Annotated in this window: 17 protein-coding genes; 9 read left to right on the top strand and 8 right to left on the bottom strand. The window is 65.7% G+C overall.

Annotation, left to right across the window (positions count from 1 at the left end):
• The first annotated feature begins 2 nt into the window (after window positions 1-2).
• The 4 genes from V5734_RS09465 to V5734_RS09450 all read left to right on the top strand — a co-directional run bounded on the left by V5734_RS09465 (window position 3) and on the right by V5734_RS09450 (window position 1,782).
• Window positions 3-362, top strand: coding sequence for an excinuclease ABC subunit A (locus V5734_RS09465; RefSeq protein WP_347313250.1), 360 nt, complete (start codon window positions 3-5; stop codon window positions 360-362).
• A 38-nt stretch (window positions 363-400) separates the two neighbouring features.
• Window positions 401-1,057 carry a Crp/Fnr family transcriptional regulator gene (locus V5734_RS09460; RefSeq protein WP_347313249.1) on the top strand — a complete coding sequence of 219 codons (657 nt, stop codon included), beginning with the start codon at window positions 401-403 and terminating at the stop codon, window positions 1,055-1,057.
• Window positions 1,058-1,193: 136 nt separating this feature from the next.
• Entirely contained in the window at window positions 1,194-1,400 is a 207-nt protein-coding gene (locus V5734_RS09455) for a YgaP family membrane protein (protein WP_347313248.1), read from the top strand.
• Window positions 1,401-1,464: 64 nt separating this feature from the next.
• Window positions 1,465-1,782 (top strand): hypothetical protein, encoded by a 318-nt coding sequence (locus V5734_RS09450; RefSeq protein ID WP_347313247.1) that lies wholly within the window; start codon window positions 1,465-1,467, stop codon window positions 1,780-1,782.
• 9 nt (window positions 1,783-1,791) lie between these two features.
• Here V5734_RS09450 and uvrA read toward each other — a convergent pair whose 3' ends face one another.
• Complete coding sequence (gene uvrA, locus V5734_RS09445; protein ID WP_347313246.1) at window positions 1,792-4,650, bottom strand: excinuclease ABC subunit UvrA; 2,859 nt, start codon at window positions 4,648-4,650, stop codon at window positions 1,792-1,794.
• 285 nt (window positions 4,651-4,935) lie between these two features.
• Between uvrA and V5734_RS09440 the strand changes: the two genes are divergently transcribed.
• Window positions 4,936-5,295, top strand: a complete 360-nt coding sequence (locus V5734_RS09440; RefSeq protein ID WP_347313245.1) for a rhodanese-like domain-containing protein — start codon at window positions 4,936-4,938, stop codon at window positions 5,293-5,295.
• Window positions 5,296-5,380: 85 nt separating this feature from the next.
• Here V5734_RS09440 and lpdA read toward each other — a convergent pair whose 3' ends face one another.
• From lpdA to V5734_RS09415, 5 genes are all read right to left on the bottom strand, one after another.
• Window positions 5,381-6,775, bottom strand: coding sequence for a dihydrolipoyl dehydrogenase (gene lpdA / locus V5734_RS09435; RefSeq protein ID WP_347313244.1), 1,395 nt, complete (start codon window positions 6,773-6,775; stop codon window positions 5,381-5,383).
• 102 nt (window positions 6,776-6,877) lie between these two features.
• Complete coding sequence (locus V5734_RS09430; RefSeq protein ID WP_347313243.1) at window positions 6,878-7,456, bottom strand: DUF924 family protein; 579 nt, start codon at window positions 7,454-7,456, stop codon at window positions 6,878-6,880.
• 62 nt (window positions 7,457-7,518) lie between these two features.
• Window positions 7,519-8,769, bottom strand: coding sequence for an MFS transporter (locus tag V5734_RS09425; RefSeq protein WP_347313242.1), 1,251 nt, complete (start codon window positions 8,767-8,769; stop codon window positions 7,519-7,521).
• A gap of 52 nt (window positions 8,770-8,821) precedes the next feature.
• The gene (queA, locus tag V5734_RS09420; protein WP_347313241.1) at window positions 8,822-9,910 is read right to left on the bottom strand and encodes a tRNA preQ1(34) S-adenosylmethionine ribosyltransferase-isomerase QueA; all 1,089 of its coding nucleotides are present in this window, start codon (window positions 9,908-9,910) and stop codon (window positions 8,822-8,824) included.
• On the bottom strand, window positions 9,907-13,185 hold the full coding sequence (locus V5734_RS09415; RefSeq protein ID WP_347313240.1) for an AsmA-like C-terminal region-containing protein: 3,279 nt from the start codon (window positions 13,183-13,185) through the stop codon (window positions 9,907-9,909). The genes queA and V5734_RS09415 overlap by 4 nt, the downstream gene beginning before the upstream one ends.
• Window positions 13,186-13,301: 116 nt before the next feature.
• Here V5734_RS09415 and V5734_RS09410 point away from each other — a divergent pair, with 116 nt between their 5' ends.
• From V5734_RS09410 to V5734_RS09395, 4 genes are all read left to right on the top strand, one after another.
• Entirely contained in the window at window positions 13,302-13,763 is a 462-nt protein-coding gene (locus V5734_RS09410; protein WP_347313239.1) for a peroxiredoxin, read from the top strand.
• Window positions 13,764-13,780: 17 nt separating this feature from the next.
• On the top strand, window positions 13,781-14,602 hold the full coding sequence (locus V5734_RS09405) for a ferritin-like domain-containing protein (RefSeq protein WP_347313607.1): 822 nt from the start codon (window positions 13,781-13,783) through the stop codon (window positions 14,600-14,602).
• Between the two features lie 180 nt (window positions 14,603-14,782).
• A complete protein-coding gene (locus V5734_RS09400) occupies window positions 14,783-16,126 on the top strand; it encodes a DUF5930 domain-containing protein (RefSeq protein ID WP_432759677.1) in 1,344 nt (447 codons plus the stop codon).
• Window positions 16,116-16,619 (top strand): bactofilin family protein, encoded by a 504-nt coding sequence (locus V5734_RS09395; protein WP_347313237.1) that lies wholly within the window; start codon window positions 16,116-16,118, stop codon window positions 16,617-16,619. Before V5734_RS09400 ends, V5734_RS09395 begins: the two co-directional genes overlap by 11 nt.
• Before the next feature lie 88 nt (window positions 16,620-16,707).
• On the opposite strand, the gene V5734_RS09390 is transcribed toward V5734_RS09395, so the two are convergent.
• Complete coding sequence (locus V5734_RS09390) at window positions 16,708-17,475, bottom strand: DUF2189 domain-containing protein (RefSeq protein WP_432759681.1); 768 nt, start codon at window positions 17,473-17,475, stop codon at window positions 16,708-16,710.
• Between the two features lie 145 nt (window positions 17,476-17,620).
• The gene (prfB, locus tag V5734_RS09385; RefSeq protein ID WP_347313235.1) at window positions 17,621-18,748 is read right to left on the bottom strand and encodes a peptide chain release factor 2; all 1,128 of its coding nucleotides are present in this window, start codon (window positions 18,746-18,748) and stop codon (window positions 17,621-17,623) included.
• Between the last annotated feature and the right edge of the window lie 37 nt (window positions 18,749-18,785).

Below are 18,785 nucleotides of genomic sequence, written 5' to 3'. Positions count from 1 at the left end.
GCATGCCTATCCGCCTTGGCCGCCTCGCCCTTCCGGTTCTCGCCGCGACCGTCATGCTGTCCGGCCTGCCCGCCGCGGCTGACCAGCGCGGCTGTCCTCCGGGTCTGGCCAAAAAGGCCGTGCCTTGCGTGCCGCCCGGCCAGGCAAAGAAATACCGTTACGAACATCACGACCGGATCCGGCACGGCGACAGCATCCACGACTACGACTACCACCTGATCCGCTATCCCGACCGCTACGGGCTTGCCCCGCTGCGCCCCGGCGAACGCTACTACGTGGTGGACGGGCAGATTCTGCGCGTCAGCGAGGAAACCTACAAAGTGCTCGACGTCATAAGGGCCGTCTCCGCGCTTCTCGACTGAAGGACAGAGCCCCTGACCCGACCCCACGAAAGATCGCGATGACGGGCTGGGTCGAGGAGGCGACCGGGTTCGAACGGCTCGATTCCGGTGCGAGGTCGCGGCTGGAGCGGCTGTCGCCGATTTCGCTTCCGCGCGGCACGGCGCTCTTTCATCCTGGCGAGGCGGCGAAGGGCTTCGTCATCGTCCTCACCGGCCGGATCGATGTTTTCCTCACCGGCCCGTCGGGGCGCGACATCCTTCTTTACGCGGTCGAGCCGGGCGGCTCCTGCGTGCAGACGACGCTCGGACTGCTCGGCGGCGAGGACTATTCCGGCGAGGCGGTGACGGCGACCGATGTGCGCGCCGTGCTGATCCCGAAGGACGAATTCCTGTCGCTGATGGAAGGCTCGCCGGCATTCCGCGCCTTCGTCTTTTCAGCGTTCGCGGTCAGGATGCAGGGGATGCTGCACCTTCTTGAGCGCGTCGCCTTCCAGAGGGTCGAGAGCCGGCTCGCCGCCGCCCTTCTCGACCGGGCCGAGGGCGAGGTGGTGCGCGCGACCCATCAGGAACTTGCAACCGCCATCGGCTCGGCCCGCGAGGTCGTCTCGCGCAGGCTCGACGCGCTGGCGCGGTCGGGGCTTGTGGCGACGGAGCGCGGCGCGGTCAGGATTCGGGACCGCAACGGCCTTTCCCGGCTGGCCGCCGTCCAGGACTGAGGCCCGGCGAACAGCCCGACCGAGGTCCGAAACGCCGCACCTCTGTGACATGGTCACAGACAGGGCGGGCACATCGCGGCATCTTGGCGCCATAGGCCCCCGAACAACTCGGGGGCGGCGGGAAACGGAGTACCCTATGTTCAAGACCAATGTCGGCGGCATCGACCGCGTACTGCGCATCGTTCTCGGCCTCGCCCTTCTGGCCGGGTTCTTCCTCAATGCCGACGCGGCCTATCGCTGGGCCTACCTGATCGGCATCCTCCCGCTGGTGACTGGACTGATGGGGTCCTGCCCGGCCTACACCATTCTCGGGCTCAGCACGTGCCCGATGAAGAAGAGTTGAGAACCAACGGGAACTTCCCGCCCTTCCCCCGCGTTCTGGGAGGAAGGAGGAGGAGGAGGTTCCGATGCTTGCTGTCACCACGACACGATCCCTGCTCTGCGCGGCGGTGGTTGTCGCCGCCACCCCGGCCCTGGCGACCTGCACCATTGAAGGAACGGGTGCAAAGTGCCTTGCCGTGGACCCGGGCGAACAAACGCGGGCCTATGCGGTCGGCGATGCGTTCCCGGTCTATCGCAGCAACATGATCATCGACGTCGACCGCCGCGGCCTGCCGCCCGTGGACGGTAGCTGGCGGTACTACGAGGCCGGCCGCGACATTCTCCGCGTCGATTCGCGCGACTTCGTCGAACTCGAGGTCATCTCCGGCGGCCGGATACCCTGACGCGCGCGCTCACTCCGCCGCCACCCGGCGGGGTTTCAGCATCGGCGCGAGATAGCGGCCCGTGTGACTACGCTCGACCTTCGCCACATCCTCCGGCGTTCCGGTCGCGACGATCTCTCCACCGCCATCGCCGCCCTCCGGCCCGATGTCGATAATCCAGTCGGCGGTCTTGATCACGTCGAGGTTGTGCTCGATCACAACCACGGTGTTGCCCTGCTCCACCAGTTCGTGAAGCACCTCCAGCAATTTTCGAACATCTTCGAAGTGCAAACCCGTTGTCGGCTCATCCAGAATATACAAAGTCCGACCCGTGGACCTTCTGGAGAGTTCCTTCGACAGCTTTACGCGCTGCGCCTCGCCGCCCGAGAGCGTGGTGGCCTGCTGGCCGACCTTGATATAGCCAAGCCCGACACGGACCAGCGCGTCCATCTTCTCGCGGATCGCAGGGACGGCCGCGAAAAACGCCTGCGCATCCTCGACCGTCATCTCCAGCACGTCGGCGATGGACTTGCCCTTGAACTTGATCTCCAGCGTTTCGCGGTTGTAGCGGTGGCCCTTGCACGTCTCGCAGGTGACATAGACGTCGGGAAGGAAGTGCATCTCGATCTTGATGACACCGTCGCCCTGACAGGCCTCGCAGCGCCCACCCTTCACGTTGAACGAAAAGCGCCCCGGCTGATATCCGCGCGCCTTCGCCTCGGGAAGTCCCGCGAACCAGTCGCGGATCGGGGTGAAGGCCCCGGTATAGGTGGCCGGGTTGCTCCGGGGCGTGCGGCCAATCGGGCGCTGGTCGATGTCGATGACCTTGTCGAGATGCTCGAACCCCTTGATCGTCTCGCAGGGCGACGGGGTCTCCCGCGCGCCGTTGAGGCGGAGGGCCGCGTTCTTGTAGAGGGTCTCGACCGTCAGCGTCGACTTGCCCCCGCCCGAGACGCCGGTGACGCAGACGAAACGGCCAAGCGGAAACTCCGCGGTCATGTCCTTGAGGTTGTTGCCGGTCGCCTTCACCACGGTCAGCTTCTTGCCGTTGCCGGCACGGCGATGCTTCGGCACCGCGATTTCCCGCGCGCCCGACAAATACTGCCCGGTGAGCGACGCAGGGTCGCCCGCAATCTCCGCCGGCGTGCCGCGCGCGACGACCTGCCCACCGTGGACGCCGGCACCGGGGCCGATGTCGAAGACATAGTCGGCCTCGCGGATCGCTTCTTCGTCATGCTCGACGACGAGAACCGTGTTGCCCTGATCGCGCAGGTTCTTCAGCGTTCCCAGAAGCCGGTCATTGTCGCGCTGGTGAAGCCCGATCGACGGTTCGTCGAGGACGTAGAGCACGCCCGTCAGACCGGACCCGATCTGGCTTGCCAGGCGAATCCGCTGGCTTTCGCCGCCTGACAAGGTCCCGGCATTGCGGCTGAGCGTCAGGTATTCGAGGCCGACATTGTTCAGGAATCCAAGGCGTTCACGGATCTCCTTGAGGATCAGCCGGGCGATCTCGTTCCGTTGCTTGGTCAGCTTTCCGGGAACCGTGTCGATCCAGGCATAGGCCTCCTTGATCGACATCTGCACGACCTCGCCGACATGGAGACCGGCGATCTTCACCGCGAGCGCCTCCGGGCGCAGACGATGGCCGCCGCAAGTGCCGCAGGGGCGGTTGTTCTGGTAGCGCTCGAATTCCTCGCGGACCCAGGCGCTGTCGGTTTCGCGGTAGCGCCGTTCCATGTTCGGGATCACACCCTCGAACGTCCGCGACACCGTGTAAACGCGCCCACCCTCGTCGAAGCGGAACTCGATCTCCTCCTCGCCCGAGCCGTACAGGAACAGGTTCTGCGCCTTCTCCGGCAGATCCTTCCAGGGCTTTCTGGCGTCGAAGCCGTAGTGCTTCGCCAAAGCGTCGATGGTCTGGATGAAATAGGGCGACTTGCCCTTGTTCCACGGCGCGAGCGCCCCGTCCTTCAGCTTCAGCGTCACGTCCGGAACGACCAGCCGTTCGTCGAAAAAGAGCTCTACCCCCAGCCCGTCGCAGGCGGGACAGGCGCCGAAGGGGGCGTTGAAGGAAAAGAGACGCGGCTCGATCTCGGGGATCGTGAAGCCGCTGACCGGGCAGGCGAATTTCTCGCTGAACGTGATCCTCTCGGGGTCGCCCTCGGTTGGCGCCGTCTCAAGGATCGCGATGCCGTCGGCGAGGTTCAGCGCGGTGCGGAAACTGTCGGCGAGCCGCGTTTCCAAGCCTTCGCGCACGACGATCCGGTCGACCACCACATCGATGTCGTGGCGGAACTTCTTGTCGAGCGTCGGCGGTTCCTCCAGCTCGTAGAACTGCCCGTCGACCTTGACGCGCTGGAAGCCCTGCTTGCGGAGCTCGAGGAACTCCTTGCGGTATTCGCCTTTCCGGTCGCGGACGATCGGCGCCATCAGGTAGCCGCGCGTCCCCTCCTCCATCGCCATCACGGCATCGACCATGTCCTGCACCTGCTGCGCCTCGATCGGCTTGCCGGTCGCCGGGCTGTAGGGCGTGCCCACGCGCGCGAAGAGAAGCCTCAGATAGTCGTAGATCTCCGTCACCGTCCCGACCGTCGAGCGCGGGTTCTTCGAGGTCGTCTTCTGCTCGATGGAGATCGCGGGGCTGAGGCCCGAGATATGGTCGACATCGGGCTTGCCCATCATGTCGAGGAACTGGCGCGCATAGGCGGAAAGCGATTCCACGTAGCGCCGCTGGCCCTCGGCATAGATCGTGTCGAAGGCGAGCGAGGACTTGCCGGAGCCCGAAAGCCCGGTGATCACCGTCAACTGGTCGCGCGGAATATCGACGTCGATATTCTTGAGATTGTGCTCGCGCGCGCCGCGAACCTCGATGAATTTCTGCTCGGCCATCCATGCCCCCGCAATCAGCGGTTAACAGATAGTGCATGACCGGCGAGTCTCCAACCCGAAAAAGAGAACATAGCAAGAACCTGCCGGGCCCCGCGTCGCGCCATTCGGGCGCCCCGACATCCGCGGGCGCAATTTTCGGGCAGATCGCTGAAACCGCCGGCGTTGATCTGGGGGTGAATTCCGTCGAATTCAATTTTTTGAATGTTTTTTCGTGGAAGGTCTTGAAAGACGACCGCGACCGGGACACATCATGGCGCAGATCCCCGTCCCGAAAGGCCAGACCCGATGCTTTCCTTCCTGAAACCCTCCGCCGCCCGCTTCAGCGCCGCCGAAGCGGTCGCCAAGGTAGAGGCGGGCGAGATGGTCCTGATCGACGTGCGCGACCGAACCGAGCTTGCCGCCTCCGGCCGGGCCGCGGGCGCGCTGCACGTGCCGCTGATGATGCTCAAGATGAAATGCGACCCGTCGAGCCCGGAATGCCTTGCGGAACTCTCCGAAGGAAAGCCCTTGGCGGTCTACTGCGCGTCGGGCGGGCGCAGCCAGATGGCGGCGCAGATGCTGAACGCGATGGGCCACCGCGAGGTCCACAACATCGGCGGCTTCTATGACTGGCACGCCGCCGGCGGCGCGGTCGAAAGCGTCTGACGACCAACGCCCGGAATATCCCGGCGCGCGTGGGCCCATCGAAGGGCCCACGGTCCGGGTCCGCCCCACGGACGGCGGACGAGGATCACATGTGGATGACGCGGCCGTAAGCGTCGAGCACCGCCTCGTGCATCATTTCCGAAAGCGTCGGATGCGGGAACACGGTCTCCATCAACTCGGCCTCCGTCGTCTCCAGCGTCCGGCCGATGACATAGCCCTGGATCATCTCCGTCACCTCGGCACCGACCATGTGGGCGCCCAGAAGCTCTCCGGTCTTGGCGTCGAAGATGGTCTTCACCAGCCCCTCGGCCTCCCCGAGCGCGATCGCCTTGCCGTTGCCGATGAAGGGGAAGCGGCCGACCTTGACCTCGTGCCCCGCTTCCGTGGCCTTGGCCTCGGTGAGACCGACGGAGGCCACCTGCGGGTGGCAATAGGTGCAGCCGGCGATGGAGTTCGGCTTGATCGGGTGCGGATGCTTGCCGGCGATCAGTTCGGCGACCATCACGCCTTCGTGGCTGGCCTTGTGGGCAAGCCAGGGTGCGCCCGCGATGTCGCCGATGGCGTAGAGCCCCTCGACGCCGGTCCGGCAGAACTCGTCGGTGACGACATGGGTGCGGTCGACCTTCACGCCCAGATTCTCCAGTCCGAGGTTCTCGACATTGCCGACGATGCCGACGGCGGAGATGACCGTGTCGAACTCCATCGTCTCGGTCTTGCCGCCCGCCTCGATATGGGCGGTGACCTTGCCCTTGGCGCGGTCGAGCTTCTTGACCGTGGATTTCTCCATGATCTTCATGCCCTGCTTCACGAAGGCTTTCTTGGCGAAGGCGGAAATCTCGGCGTCCTCGACCGGCAGCACCCGGTCCATCACCTCAACAACGGTCGTGTCGGCGCCGAGCGTGTTGAAGAAGCTGGCGAATTCGATCCCGATGGCGCCCGATCCGATCACGAGGAGCTTTTTCGGCATCCGCTTCGGTTGGAGCGCGTGCTTGTAGGTCCAGACGAGATCGCCGTCGGCCTCCAGCCCCGGCAGTTCCCGCGCCCGCGCACCGGTCGCCAGAACGATGGCCTTCGCGGTCAGTTCCTCCGTCCCCTTGTCGGTCTTGACGCTGACGACGCCCTTCTTCGGCAACGTCGCCTCGCCCATGAAGACGGTGATCTTGTTCTTCTTCATCAGGTGGCCGATGCCGCCGGAAAGCTGCTTGGCGACGCCGCGCGACCGCTGCACGACCGCGTCGAGGTCATAGCCGATCCCGTCGGCCTTCAGTCCGAATTCCTTGGCGCGGTGCATCAGGTGAAAGACTTCGGCCGAGCGCAGGAGCGCCTTCGTCGGGATGCAGCCCCAGTTGAGGCAGATGCCGCCAAGATGCTCGCGTTCGACGATCGCGACGTTCAGGCCCAGTTGCGCCCCGCGGATCGCGGCCACATAGCCGCCGGGGCCCGCGCCGATCACGATCATGTCGAATGTCTTCGCAGCCATGTCTTTCCTCCCTCAGAAAAAGTAGTTCGCCATTAAACTAATTTTCGATTCCGCACAATGCGCGTGGCGCCGTGGCCGCTTGCACCTGGCGCATGACTGAATTCAGCCCTGTTTTTCAAGCTCGCGCAGGATTGCGCCGTAACCGCCCGCGTCAAGAAATGCGGCCTCCTCTTTCGTGGTGTCACGCCCGAGCGCCTCATTGCGAAAGGGAAAGCGGCCGAAGCGGCGGATGATCTCGCGGTGCGCCCGTGCATGTGTGAGGTTCGACGCCCCTGTTTCGGGCATCGAGCTCGTGAAGAGGGCGATGGCCCGGTCCTGATCCGCCATTTCCTCCGAATGCACCATCGGGAGATAGAAGAACTGCCGCGCGGGTTCGGCCACCTCCATGTCCCAGCCGTGGGCGATGGCGGCTTCGGCGGCGGCGCGGGCGCGGGCATCGGTCGCGAAGGACCGCGGATCGCCGCGAAACATGTTGCGCGGGAACTGGTCGGTCAGGATCAGGAAGGCGAGCGTGCCGCGCGGGCCGTTCAGCCAGAAATCCCGGTGCCCTGCCCGCGCGTCCTCCCACGCGGGCTGGAACCGGGCGCGGATCTCCGCATCGACCTCGTCGTCAGCCCGGTACCAGCCGGATGGTCCGATCTCGGTCAGCCAGAAATCCAGGATCGCTCCAGATTCGGACATGGCGGCCTCCTCCCTCGCTGCATCATCCTCAGATTTGCAGGAAGGGGCCGTGATTTCCAGTCCTAAGCTGCCGGTTCGTCGCCGGAGTCCTGCGCCGCTTCCATCACGGCCTCGACGGCAAGCGCGCTCGCCGTCGGGGACAGCGGCGCGAAGGCGCCGACATGGGCCGCCGGCGCCGCGCGCCGGCGCGTCATCCGCCAGCCGGCATAAAGCGCGAGCGCCAGGAACAGGATCCCCATGAACAGGAAATAGCCGTTCGGCCCGATCTTCTCCATGATCCAGCCGGTGATCAGCGGGCCGGTGATCGCCCCGAGACCGTTGATGAAGATCAGCCCCGCAGAGGCCGCGGCCATGTCGGAATTGTCGAGGAAGTCGTTGGTATACGCGACGAGAAGCGAATAAAGCGGGTTGGAAATGCCGCCCATCAACACCGCGACGACGAGAAGGCTGATAAAGCCGAGGTCGAAGATCGTGGCCCAGAGCATCACCACACCGCCCAGCGCGGACAAGCCGAGCACCAGCATCCGCCGCCCGATCCGGTCCGACGCCCAGCCGATCGGATACTGAAAGACCAATCCGCCGACATAGATCGCCGCGACGAAGATCGAGATGTTGCGGACACTGAGCCCCGCCTGTGTGCCCCAGACCGACGACATGCCGAACTGCGCGGAGAAGACACCGCCAAGCAGGAACATCCCGACGCAGCCGAGGGGCGAGGCACGGTAAAGCGCGACAAAGCTCAGCGGCTTCGTCGTCTCGAATGCCGGTGCCTGCGCGACCGAGAGAAGGATCGGCGTGAAGGCCAGCGAGACGAGGACGGAGGGGATGACGAACAGGATGTAGCCCGAGGGATCCCCCATGTTCAGCATCGCCTGCGCGGCCACGATGCCGATCATCTGCATGATCATGTAGAGCGACAGCGCCTGCCCCCTGGTTTCGTTCGTGGACGCGTCGTTCAGCCAGCTTTCGGCCGTGATGTAGACGCCCGAGAAGGAAAACCCGATCACCACCCGCATCGCCGCCCAGGCCATCCAGTCCGGAGCCGCCGCATACAGCACGAGGACCGCCGAGATCATCGACCCGAGCGCGGCGAAGACGCGGACATGGCCCACCCTCCGCAGCATCTCCGGCGTCATGCGCGAGCCGAAGAGGAAGCCGAGGAAATAGGCCGACATGACGTAGGACATCTGCGTGGTCGAAAAACCCTCGATCCCGCCCCGGATGCCGAGAAGGGTGCCCTGCATGCCGTTGCCAAGCATCAGGAGCATGATGCCCAGGAGAAGGGCCCAGGAATTGCGCAGAACGGTCAGCATCGAAATCTATTTACTCCGCGGGCGGCCAGTCTGGCCAGAAAAAGGACGGGGTTCAGGCCTGTGGGCGACCGGAGGTCGGCGGACCGCGCCGTTCCGGCAGAAGAAGCGAGGCATCGCCGTAGGAGAAAAAGCGGTAGCCCGATGCGATGGCATGCGCATAGATCCGGCGGATCCGGCCCGTCCCCATCAGCGCCGAGACGAGCATCAGAAGCGTCGATTTCGGCAAGTGGAAATTGGTCATGAGCCCGTCGGTCACCCGGAACGCATGGCCGGGATAGATGAAGATGTCTGTCGGTCCGCGCCACGGACGGACGCGCCCCGTCTCGTCGGCGGCACTTTCGATCAGCCGCAACGCCGTGGTGCCGACCGGGATCACCCGCCCGCCGGCGGCACGGGTCGCGTTGATCTCGGCGGCGGCCTTTTCGGTGACCTCGCCCCATTCGGAATGCATCCGGTGCGTGGTCACGTCCTCCACCTTCACCGGCAGGAAGGTGCCGGCCCCGACGTGAAGGGTCACATGGGTGAAGGCGACGCCCTTCGCGGCGAGCCTGGCGAGAAGCGCGTCGTCGAAATGCAGCGATGCCGTGGGGGCCGCGACCGCTCCGGCCGCGCGGGCGAAGACGGTCTGGTAATCCTCGGAATCCTGCGCGTCGGGCGCGCGCAGCGCGGCGATATAGGGCGGCAGCGGCATCTGACCGGCCTCGGCAAGGGCGGCGTCGAAATCGGCGCCGGAAAGGTTGAACGACAGCTCCGCCTGCCCTTCGGTGATACGTTCGACGGTGGCCGAGAGACGGTCGGAAAAGCGGATGACCTCCGCCTCCCGGAGCTTGCGGAGCGGCTTCGCGAGGGCCGCCCAATGCCCGCCGGGACGCGGCTCCAGAAGCGTCGCCTCGACCCTTGCCGTCACGGGCCCCTGCCCCGTTTCCCGGGTGCGCGTGCCGGACAGGCGCGCCGGGATGACCTTCGTATCGTTCAGGACAAGCCGGTCGCCGGGGCCGAGAAGATCCGGCAAATCGGCGACATGCAGGTCTCGTATAGTGTCGCCCTCGGCCACGAGAAGCCGCGCGGCGCTGCGCGGGCGCACCGGACGCGTGGCGATCAGACCCTCGGGAAGGTCGAAGTCGAAGTCGTTCAGGTTCATTGGCTCAGCTTCGGAGGTTCGGCGCGGAAGATCTCGCGGAACATGCCCGGCGTGAAGATCGACAGCGGATTGACAGTGACCTTCGGATCGTCGGCGCGCCCGGTCAGTCGATAGTTGAACCCGAACAGCCCCTCGCGTCTTTTCGAGAAGATCTGACCGATTCCGTTCAGCATGTAGACCGGCGAAATCGTGCCCTGAAGGTCCAGCTGACCGGCGCCGGCCTGATAGGTGCCCGCGGCCGAGATGCCGAGCGAGGGACCAACGGCGGAGCCCTCGCGGATCTCGACCGCCGATGGCGTCAGGTGGAACCGGCCTTTGACATCGCTGAAAAGGATACCGGGGCCATTCAATTGGCTCAGAAGCCCCACGACCGAGATCGCATCGAGAAGATCGGCCAGCGCCGGCGCATCGACGACACGGATTCCCCGGATCGCGAGGGTGCCGTCATACTGGCCGTCGGCGGCCAGCGGCCGAAGCGCCATGTCGAAGGCTCCGCCGACGCCGCGGGTGAAGACGCCCGCCGCGCGCAGGACGGACCCGGCATCATCGGCGGTGATGCGAAAGGCGCTGCGCGCGCCGTCGGGCAGGACGGAGCCCCGGACCGGCGCCTCGCCATTGACCCTGCCGGTGAAATCGCCGGTAAAGCCCGTGCGGGTCGTGAAATTGCCGCGAAAGCCGGTCAGCGCGACGCCGTCCGATACTTGGAGCCGGTCGAGTGCGACGGTGATCGGGCCGCCCCCGCTGCCGCCGCCCGCGCCGAAGGTTGCCCGCCTGAGATCGAGCCGGCCGCTGTTGACGGTGACCCCGACCGACTGTCCCTTGCCGCGCCCCGTCAGGTTCACCTGACCATCGAACCAGTTGCCGAGCCGGGCGGTGCCGAACCGCGCCGCGTCGAACCCACCATCGGCTTTCAGCACCAGATCGCCGGCGACGGTCAGCCCGGCGGCCGCAAGCTCCATCCGGTCGATCTCGGCCGGCTGGCCAAGCCGCCCGCGGATCGCGAACCGGCCGCGCTGGACGGCGGTTTTCGACCATCCGATCTCGGGGATACGCAGGGTCACGCCGGCAAGGTCGGACGCAATGGCGAAATCCGTCGCCTCGCCCTTCGCGAGGTCGAGCGTGACCGTCGCCCGCCCGGTGCCGGAGACCGTCCCCTTCGGCAACTCTACCCCGAACGCTTCAAGCGCGCGTCGGGAAAGCTCCATCGTGCCGTCCACGCGGCTTTTGCCCTTCTGCTCCGGCGTGAACTCCTGCCGCCACCTCACGTCAATAGGTATGCCGGAGAGCGTGGCCGGACCTGAAATCTCCATCCCCGCGCGGTTCGCGGTCAGGGTCAGCGCACCGGCAGCCAACATCCGCCCCGGCGCGATCTTCTCGGACCTGACGTCTGACAGCTCGGCCTTGACATTGTAATCGACATCCTCGGTCGCGATCTTCGGCGCCAGCGCGAATTCGAGCACCGCCTCGACCCGCGCCCGTCCCTCGGCCAGATCGACGGGCCGTTCGGATTTCGTGAGGAACTGAAAGGGCGGCTGATCGAGCAGCGAAAGCGCCGCGGTGATGGCACTGTCGGTTCGCAAGGTGAACCGCGCGGGTGCCGGCTTGATCCGGAGGTCGGGAATTTCCATCACCGACCCGGCCATCTCGACCCGTCCGCCTTCGGGCGCGGTCACGTGGCCGCGATCGACCACGAGCGTGTAGGTGTAGCCATTGATCGTCGCATAGCCCGCCCCTTCTTCGACCGGCGGCAGGGTCTTGAGGATGCGAACCTCGGTATCCCTGAACTCCCAGCCGAGCATGAAATGCGGATCGGTCCCCGGCCTGAGCCGGAACGCCGACTTCACGGCGAAAAGCTCGCTCGTCGCGACGTTTTCCTCGAGCCAGGCGCGCGTCTTCGGCACCGCCGCAACCGGCCATAAGGCCAGCAGCCGTTCGCTTTCGATCCGGTTGATCGCGACGTCGAGCGCGACCGCCCAGCCCTCGGGCGCGGTCGTGATATCGCCCTTGGCGCTGATCCGCCGGTCGCCGTCCAGAAGAACAAGCTGGCCAAGATCGACACGGAACGGGTCGAGCGCCAGGCGGAAGTCGAGCGCCCCTTCGCTGAACGTGACCGGATCGGCAAAAAGCCCTTCGGGATCCGCCTTCAGGTCGGTGATCTTCACCTGCCCCACAAGCGCACTCGGAAGCCCGTTCTTCACATCCTTCAACCAGGCTTTCGCGCCGGCCCGGACCTGCAGCGCCGGACCGTCCAGTGCGATATCGGGAAAGACGATTTCGCCGGTTGCGGGATCGTAATCGAGATCAATCCGCGCCCGGTCGAACCGCACCGGCTTGGTTCCTTCCGTCGGTTGCAGCGCGCCCGCGCCGATTTCAAGCGTCGCGTTCAGGTCGCTGTAACTACCATCGGCCGCAATACCGGAGCGGATCGACCCGGAAATCGGCGCGTCGAGCGCCGCGAGCCAGGCAAGGGCCGGCGATTGCGTGGCAAGATCGCGGGCCGACACATCCGTGATCCGCGCCGACAGCGTCGACTCGGGCGAGCCCTTGACCGACGTGAAACTGATCTGCGCCCGTGCTTGTCGCCGCCCGGCCTCTTCCACCGTGAAACCGAGGTCGATCCCGATCTCTGCCGCAGTCTGGTTGAAGGCGAGCCAGCCGCCCGCCGCATTCCAGACCTGCCCGCTGCGATCGTCGCGGAGGCGAAGGTCCAGCCCCTCGACCGTGATCCGTTCGATCCCGTTCAGCACCGGCAGGGCAAAGGCCGCATCGACCGCCTTCACGACCTCCGCCGGCCCGAGCGCCCCCGCCACCCCGGTCATGTCGGCGCCGACCGACAGGTCGAGGCTTCCGTCCGGCAACCGGCGCAGCGCGATCTGCGCGCCGAACATCGAGAGCGTACGCGGCTCCAGCCTGCCGCGCAGGATCGGTTGCGCCTTCAGGGTCGTGCGCAGATCCGGCAGGATCGCGATCCGGGCACCGCTCGGCGCGAAAAGCTCGACCGCCCGAAGCCGGACATGCGGCACGAAACGGCCGTCGACGACAAGTTCCGCCCCCCCGACCTTGGCCGATGCGACCCCGGCGAGGGCCAGGTTCGCCCGCGCCTCGATCCGCTCCACCACCCAGGCCGGGGCGGAGATCACCTTGCCGGTCAGGCCCAGCCCGATATTGACGAGGATCAGAAGAACGGCGGCAAGCGCAAGCAGCCACAGCCCCGGATGCCGCCAATGCGGCTTCGGGGCGGGTGCGGAGCCCGTCGTCGCGTCCTTTTCCGTCATCCTGCCGCCCTGCCCGTTCCCGCCTTGATGGCAGGTCGCTTCCGGGCCTCCCTTTATCTTTGCGGAAACCGGATTAAAACACAAAGCGGAAGCTCACGGCAAAGGAAGGCAGAGAGATGCTCAGCGAAGGCGACAAGGCCCCCGATTTCACCCTCCCGCGCGACGGCGGCGGCACGGTCTCTCTCTCCGGCCTCGCGCCGAAGAAGGTGGTTCTCTATTTCTACCCCAAGGACGACACGCCCGGCTGCACGACCGAGGCGCTGGACTTCACCCGTCTGTCGGACGAGTTCGCAGAGGCGGGCACGGTTGTCGTCGGATTGTCCAAGGACAGCGTGAAGGCGCATGACCGGTTCTGCAAGAAACACGGACTTGGCGTGATTCTCGCCTCTGACGAAGGGGGCGACACCTGCGAACGCTACGGTGTCTGGGGCGAAAAGAAGATGTACGGGAAGACCTACATGGGCATTACCCGTTTCACCTTCCTGATCGACGGAACGGGAACGATCGCCCGGATCTGGCCGTCGGTGAAGGTCGATGGCCATGCGACCGAGGTCCTCGACGCGGCGCGGGCGCTGTGACCCTCACGCTCGCCGAAATGGCGGTGGAGGTTCTGACCACCGCCGACGGGCGCGCGAAGACCGCCCTGTCGCATGCCCATGCGGCCCGCTGGCGGGCCGCATGGGACGCAGGCGCGCCGTTGGAGGTTGGCCATGCGGAACCGCCGTTGCGGCCCGCGCGCCCGGAAACGCCAGAACTCCTGCCGCCGCGCGACGTGCCGCGCCGACGCACCGGCAGCCCGCAGGGACGGATCGCCCTTCTGCACGCGCTGGCGCATATCGAACTCAATGCGGTGGATCTGCACTGGGACATCATCGCCCGCTTCACCGAGGTGCCGATGCCGCCCGGTTTCTACGATGACTGGGTGAAGTCGGCGGACGAGGAATCCAAGCATTTCAACCTTCTCTGTGATTGTCTTGAGAGTCTGGGCAGCCACTACGGCGCGCTGCCCGCCCATGCCTTCATGTGGCGCGCGGCGGAGGATACCGCCGGAGATCTGCTGGGCCGCCTCGCCGTCGTGCCGATGGTGCTTGAGGCACGCGGGCTGGATGTGACGCCGGGAATGATCGGGATTTTCGAAAAAGCCGGCGATGCGGCCGCCGTCGCGGCCTTGCGCACGATCTACGCCGACGAGGTCGGCCATGTCGCCTATGGGGTGAAGTGGTTCAACTGGCTCTGCGGACGCGACGGAATCGACCCAAAGGAGGTCTTCCACCGCCTTGTCCGGCAGTATTTCCACGGCCCGCTGAAGCCGCCGTTCAACGAGGAAAAGCGCGCCGAATCCGGGCTTCCGCCCGACTTCTACTGGCCTCTGGCCGAGGAGGTCGCCACCGCGCCCGGAACGGCGGGTTATCGTTGAAGACTCGGTAATCATGAGAAAATTCCGGGCTGGCGGGACGCGCACATCGGCGGGATTTCGCCGAGAGCGGCGCGATCCGGCCGGTCCCCCGGCCCCGGGGCTCAAACGTCTTGCGAGCACCCGTCACGGTTGCTAATCCCTCCTTGCCGGGTTCTTGGGGATATGAACCCGCCTCTCTGGATGACCAAGATAACGGGGGCAGGCTTGCCAGGACGTGTCATTGGCCGCTTTCATGCGGCGCTCGAACGCCGACTTCCGGAACAGCGACTTTTTCTGCGCTCCGATACCGAGACACGTTTCGTTCGCCTCCGGCCCGTCACACAGGCCGTCGCTCTTGCGGGGTCTGCCGCCGTCCTGGCCTGGACCATTGTCGCCACGGCGATCCTCCTGATGGATTCGATCGGTTCGGGCAATGCCCGCGAACAGGCCCGGCGCGAGCAGGCGACGTATGAGGCGCGGCTGGACGCGCTGTCGACGGAACGCGACAAGCGCGCCGAAGAGGCAGTTGCCGCGCAGGAACGCTTCGCGCTGGCCCTTGGGCAGGTTTCGGCGATGCAGTCCGCGCTTCTCGCGTCCGAGGAACGCCGCAAGGAGCTGGAAACCGGAATCGGCGTCATCCAGTCGACGCTCAGGCGCACGATGACCGAGCGTGACGATTCCAATCGCCGCGTGGCCGAATTGGCCGCCGCCGCCTCCGAAGGGCCGCAGCGCACCGCAAACGGCGGCGTCGCATCTGAGGACGTGGCCGAAACGCTCGGCTTCGTCACGGCCGCGCTGGGGCGCACCGCGGTCGAGCGGGATGCGATGGCCGAAGTTGCCGACAACGCCAAGGCCGACGCCGACGAGATCGCCTACGAGATGAAGCTTCTCGAAGAGCGTCACGACGACATCTTCGCCAGCCTCGAAGAGGCGGTGACGATCTCGATGGCGCCGCTCGACAAGATGTTTTCCTCCGCCGGCCTCGATCCGGACGACCTGATCGATCAGGTCCGGCGCGGCTATTCCGGCCAGGGCGGCCCGCTCGGCCCGCTCGCACCGATGATCGCGCCCGGAGGCGACCCGGATTCGGAGCGCGCGGGACGGATCCTCGAAGGCCTCGACCGGATGAACCTCTACCGGCTCGCCGTCGAGAAGGCGCCCTTCGCGATGCCTCTCAAGACCTCGTTCCGCTACACGTCGGGCTTTGGCCGGCGCTGGGGCCGGATGCATGAGGGAACCGACCTCGCCGGTGCGCTCGGCTCGCCGGTCTATGCCACCGCGGATGGCACAATCGTCCATGCCGGATGGGAATCGGGCTATGGAAATCTCGTCAAGATCCGCCATGAATTCGGGCTTGAAACCCGATACGGCCATCTCTCAAAAGTGCGCGTCGAGGTCGGCCAAAAGGTCTCGCGCGGGGACCGGATCGGTGATATGGGGAATACCGGTCGTTCGACAGGCACCCATCTACACTACGAGGTGCGCGTGAATGGCTCAGCAGTCAACCCGATGACGTTTATCAAGGCGGCGAACAATGTTTTCTAAAAGCAGGATCAATGAACCCGGACCGAAAGCGGGGGCAGAGAGCGATCACCCCAAGGCTGCCGAGCCGGCCGCAACGAAGCCTGCCTTCGACTACACCTCTTCGGCACCCAAGGCCAAGCCGCCGGCATCGGTGCTGTCCTCCGACCTGACGATCACCGGGAACGTGAAGACCTCGGGCGATATCCAGGTCGAGGGCGTCGTCGAGGGCGATATCCGCGCGCATCTTCTGACCGTCGGCGAAAGCGCGACGATCAAGGGCGAGATCGTGGCGGACGATATCGTCGTGAACGGCCGGGTCATCGGCCGCGTGCGCGGCCTCAAGGTTCGTCTCACCTCCACGGCGCGGGTCGAGGGCGACATCATCCACAAGACGATCGCCATTGAGTCGGGCGCGCATTTCGAAGGTTCGGTGCAGCGCCAGGAAGATCCGCTTGCCACGAGCGGCGGGCAGAAGCCGGCCGTCGCGCCGGCCGCTGCGAGCGCGGGCAAGTAAGTAACCGCCCGATCTGACCGGATCGGCAACAGAAACGGACGGGCGCCCCTGGGCGCCCGTTGTCGTTTGCGCCCGGTGGGGGGCCCTGTCACCTTTCGAGCAGCCGCCGGTACATGTGCCAGGTCGCGTGGCCGAGGATCGGCAAGACAAGGAAGAGGCCGAGGAAAAGCGGCAGCATTCCGAGGAAGAGCAGCACCGAGATCACGACACCCCAGACGATCATCGCCCCGATATTCGCCAAGACCGATTTCACCGACAGGATCATCGCCGAGACGAAATCGACCTCCCGATCCAGAAGAAGCGGCAAGCCGGCCACCGTGATCGAGAAGAGGACCGCCGCGAATCCGGCCCCGATGGCGGACCCGACAAGGAGCATGATCGGTCCGTTGCCTTCGAGCAGAATCGCCAGCGAAGAGGTGACGTTGGTCATCGCCGAAAGCCCCATGAAGAGCGCGAAGATCGAGTGCGCGACGAAGATCCAGAACATGAACATCAGAAGGATCACCACCGCTATTGACGGGATCTGCCTGTCCTTCTGGGAAAAGACCACGCCCAGAACCTCACGCCAGACCAGCGGTTCCCCCGCCTCGATCCGCCGGCTGACCTCGTAGAGCCCGACCGCGGCGAACGGGGCAAGGATCGGGAAGCCGACGATGACGGGGGCCAACCACCATTCCTGTCCAGCCGCCGTATAGACCAGATAGATGAGGATCCCTCCGGCCACGTAGATCGCGCTGAAGAAGAGCCCGAAGGCCGGCGCCCTGAGAAAATCCGCGAGCCCGGCTTTCAGGACGTCTTTGATATCGGACACGGCGACGTGTCCCACCTCCGGCAGGGCATCCGCCTCTGCCCGCATGTCAGTCATCTTTCCTCCTCCGTTGCGCGCAAGGGGAAGGCTAGGATACGATCCGGTCGGCTGGCAAGTACCATCGCGGAAGGAGAGCTTGCCCTCGCCCTTCACCCCTGCGGAGCGGCGGAGAGCCCCGCCGGCGGTCTGGACGTCAGTCGCCGGCCTGCGCCTCGGCGCGGCTCTTGCCTGCGACGTCCAGTGCGAGCGTTGCAGCCATGAACCCGTCGAGGTCGCCGTCGAGAACGCCCTGGGTGTCCGACGTCTCGTACCCCGTGCGCAGGTCCTTCACCATCTGGTAGGGCTGGAGCACGTAGGAGCGGATCTGGTTGCCCCAGCCGGCATCGCCCTTGGCGTCGTGCTGGGCGTTGATCGCGGCGTTCCGCCGGTCGAGTTCGAGCTGGTAAAGCCGCGAGCGCAGCGCGTTCATCGCGATTTCGCGGTTCTGGTGCTGCGACTTCATCGACGAGGTCACGACGATGTTGGTCGGAAGGTGGGTGATCCGCACCGCCGAGTCGGTGGTGTTGACGTGCTGGCCGCCCGCCCCCGAGGAACGGTAGGTGTCGATGCGGATCTCGTTGTCGGGGATGACGATCTCGATATTCTCGTCGACCACCGGATAGACCCAGACCGAAGAGAAGGATGTGTGCCGCCGCGCGGCGCTGTCATAGGGCGAGATGCGCACCAGCCGGTGGACACCGGATTCCGACTTCAGCCAGCCATAGGCGTTCGGCCCGGAAATCTTGTAGGTGGCGGAGCGGATGCCGGCCTCTTCGCCGGCGCTTTCGCTCATCAAATCGACCTTGTAACCCTTCTTCTCGGCCCAGCGGACATACATCCGCGCCAGCATCGACGCCCAGTCGCAGGACTCAGTCCCGCCGGCGCCCGCATTGATCTCGAGGAAGGTGTCGTTGCCGTCGGCCTCGCCGTCGAGGAGCGCCTCCAGCTCCTTCGCGGCGGAAAGCTCCTTCAGCGCCCGGAGTGCGCCTTCAGCCTCTTCGACGATATCCTTGTCGCCTTCCATCTCGCCAAGCTCGATCAGCTCGACATTGTCCTTCAGCTCGCGCTCGATCCGGCGGTAGGTCTCGACGGCATCGATCAGCACCTGGCGGTCGCGCATCAGCTTCTGCGCGCGGGCGGGATCGGACCAGAGGTCGCCGTCCTCGATCATCGCGTTCATTTCTTCAAGCCGGTGCGGCGCGGTTTCCCAATCCATCCGCTGCCCGAGCAGCTTCAGCGACTTCCCCACCGCCTCGACAATGTTTTCCATCTCGGCGCGCATGGCCGTTTCCTTCCGTCAGTCGTCGGGCGTGATACCG

The organism is Defluviimonas sp. SAOS-178_SWC, from assembly GCF_039830135.1.
Classification (GTDB): domain Bacteria; phylum Pseudomonadota; class Alphaproteobacteria; order Rhodobacterales; family Rhodobacteraceae; genus Albidovulum.
Note: the sequence above shows the minus strand (reverse complement) of the source record. Positions and strands in the feature narration are given on the sequence as shown.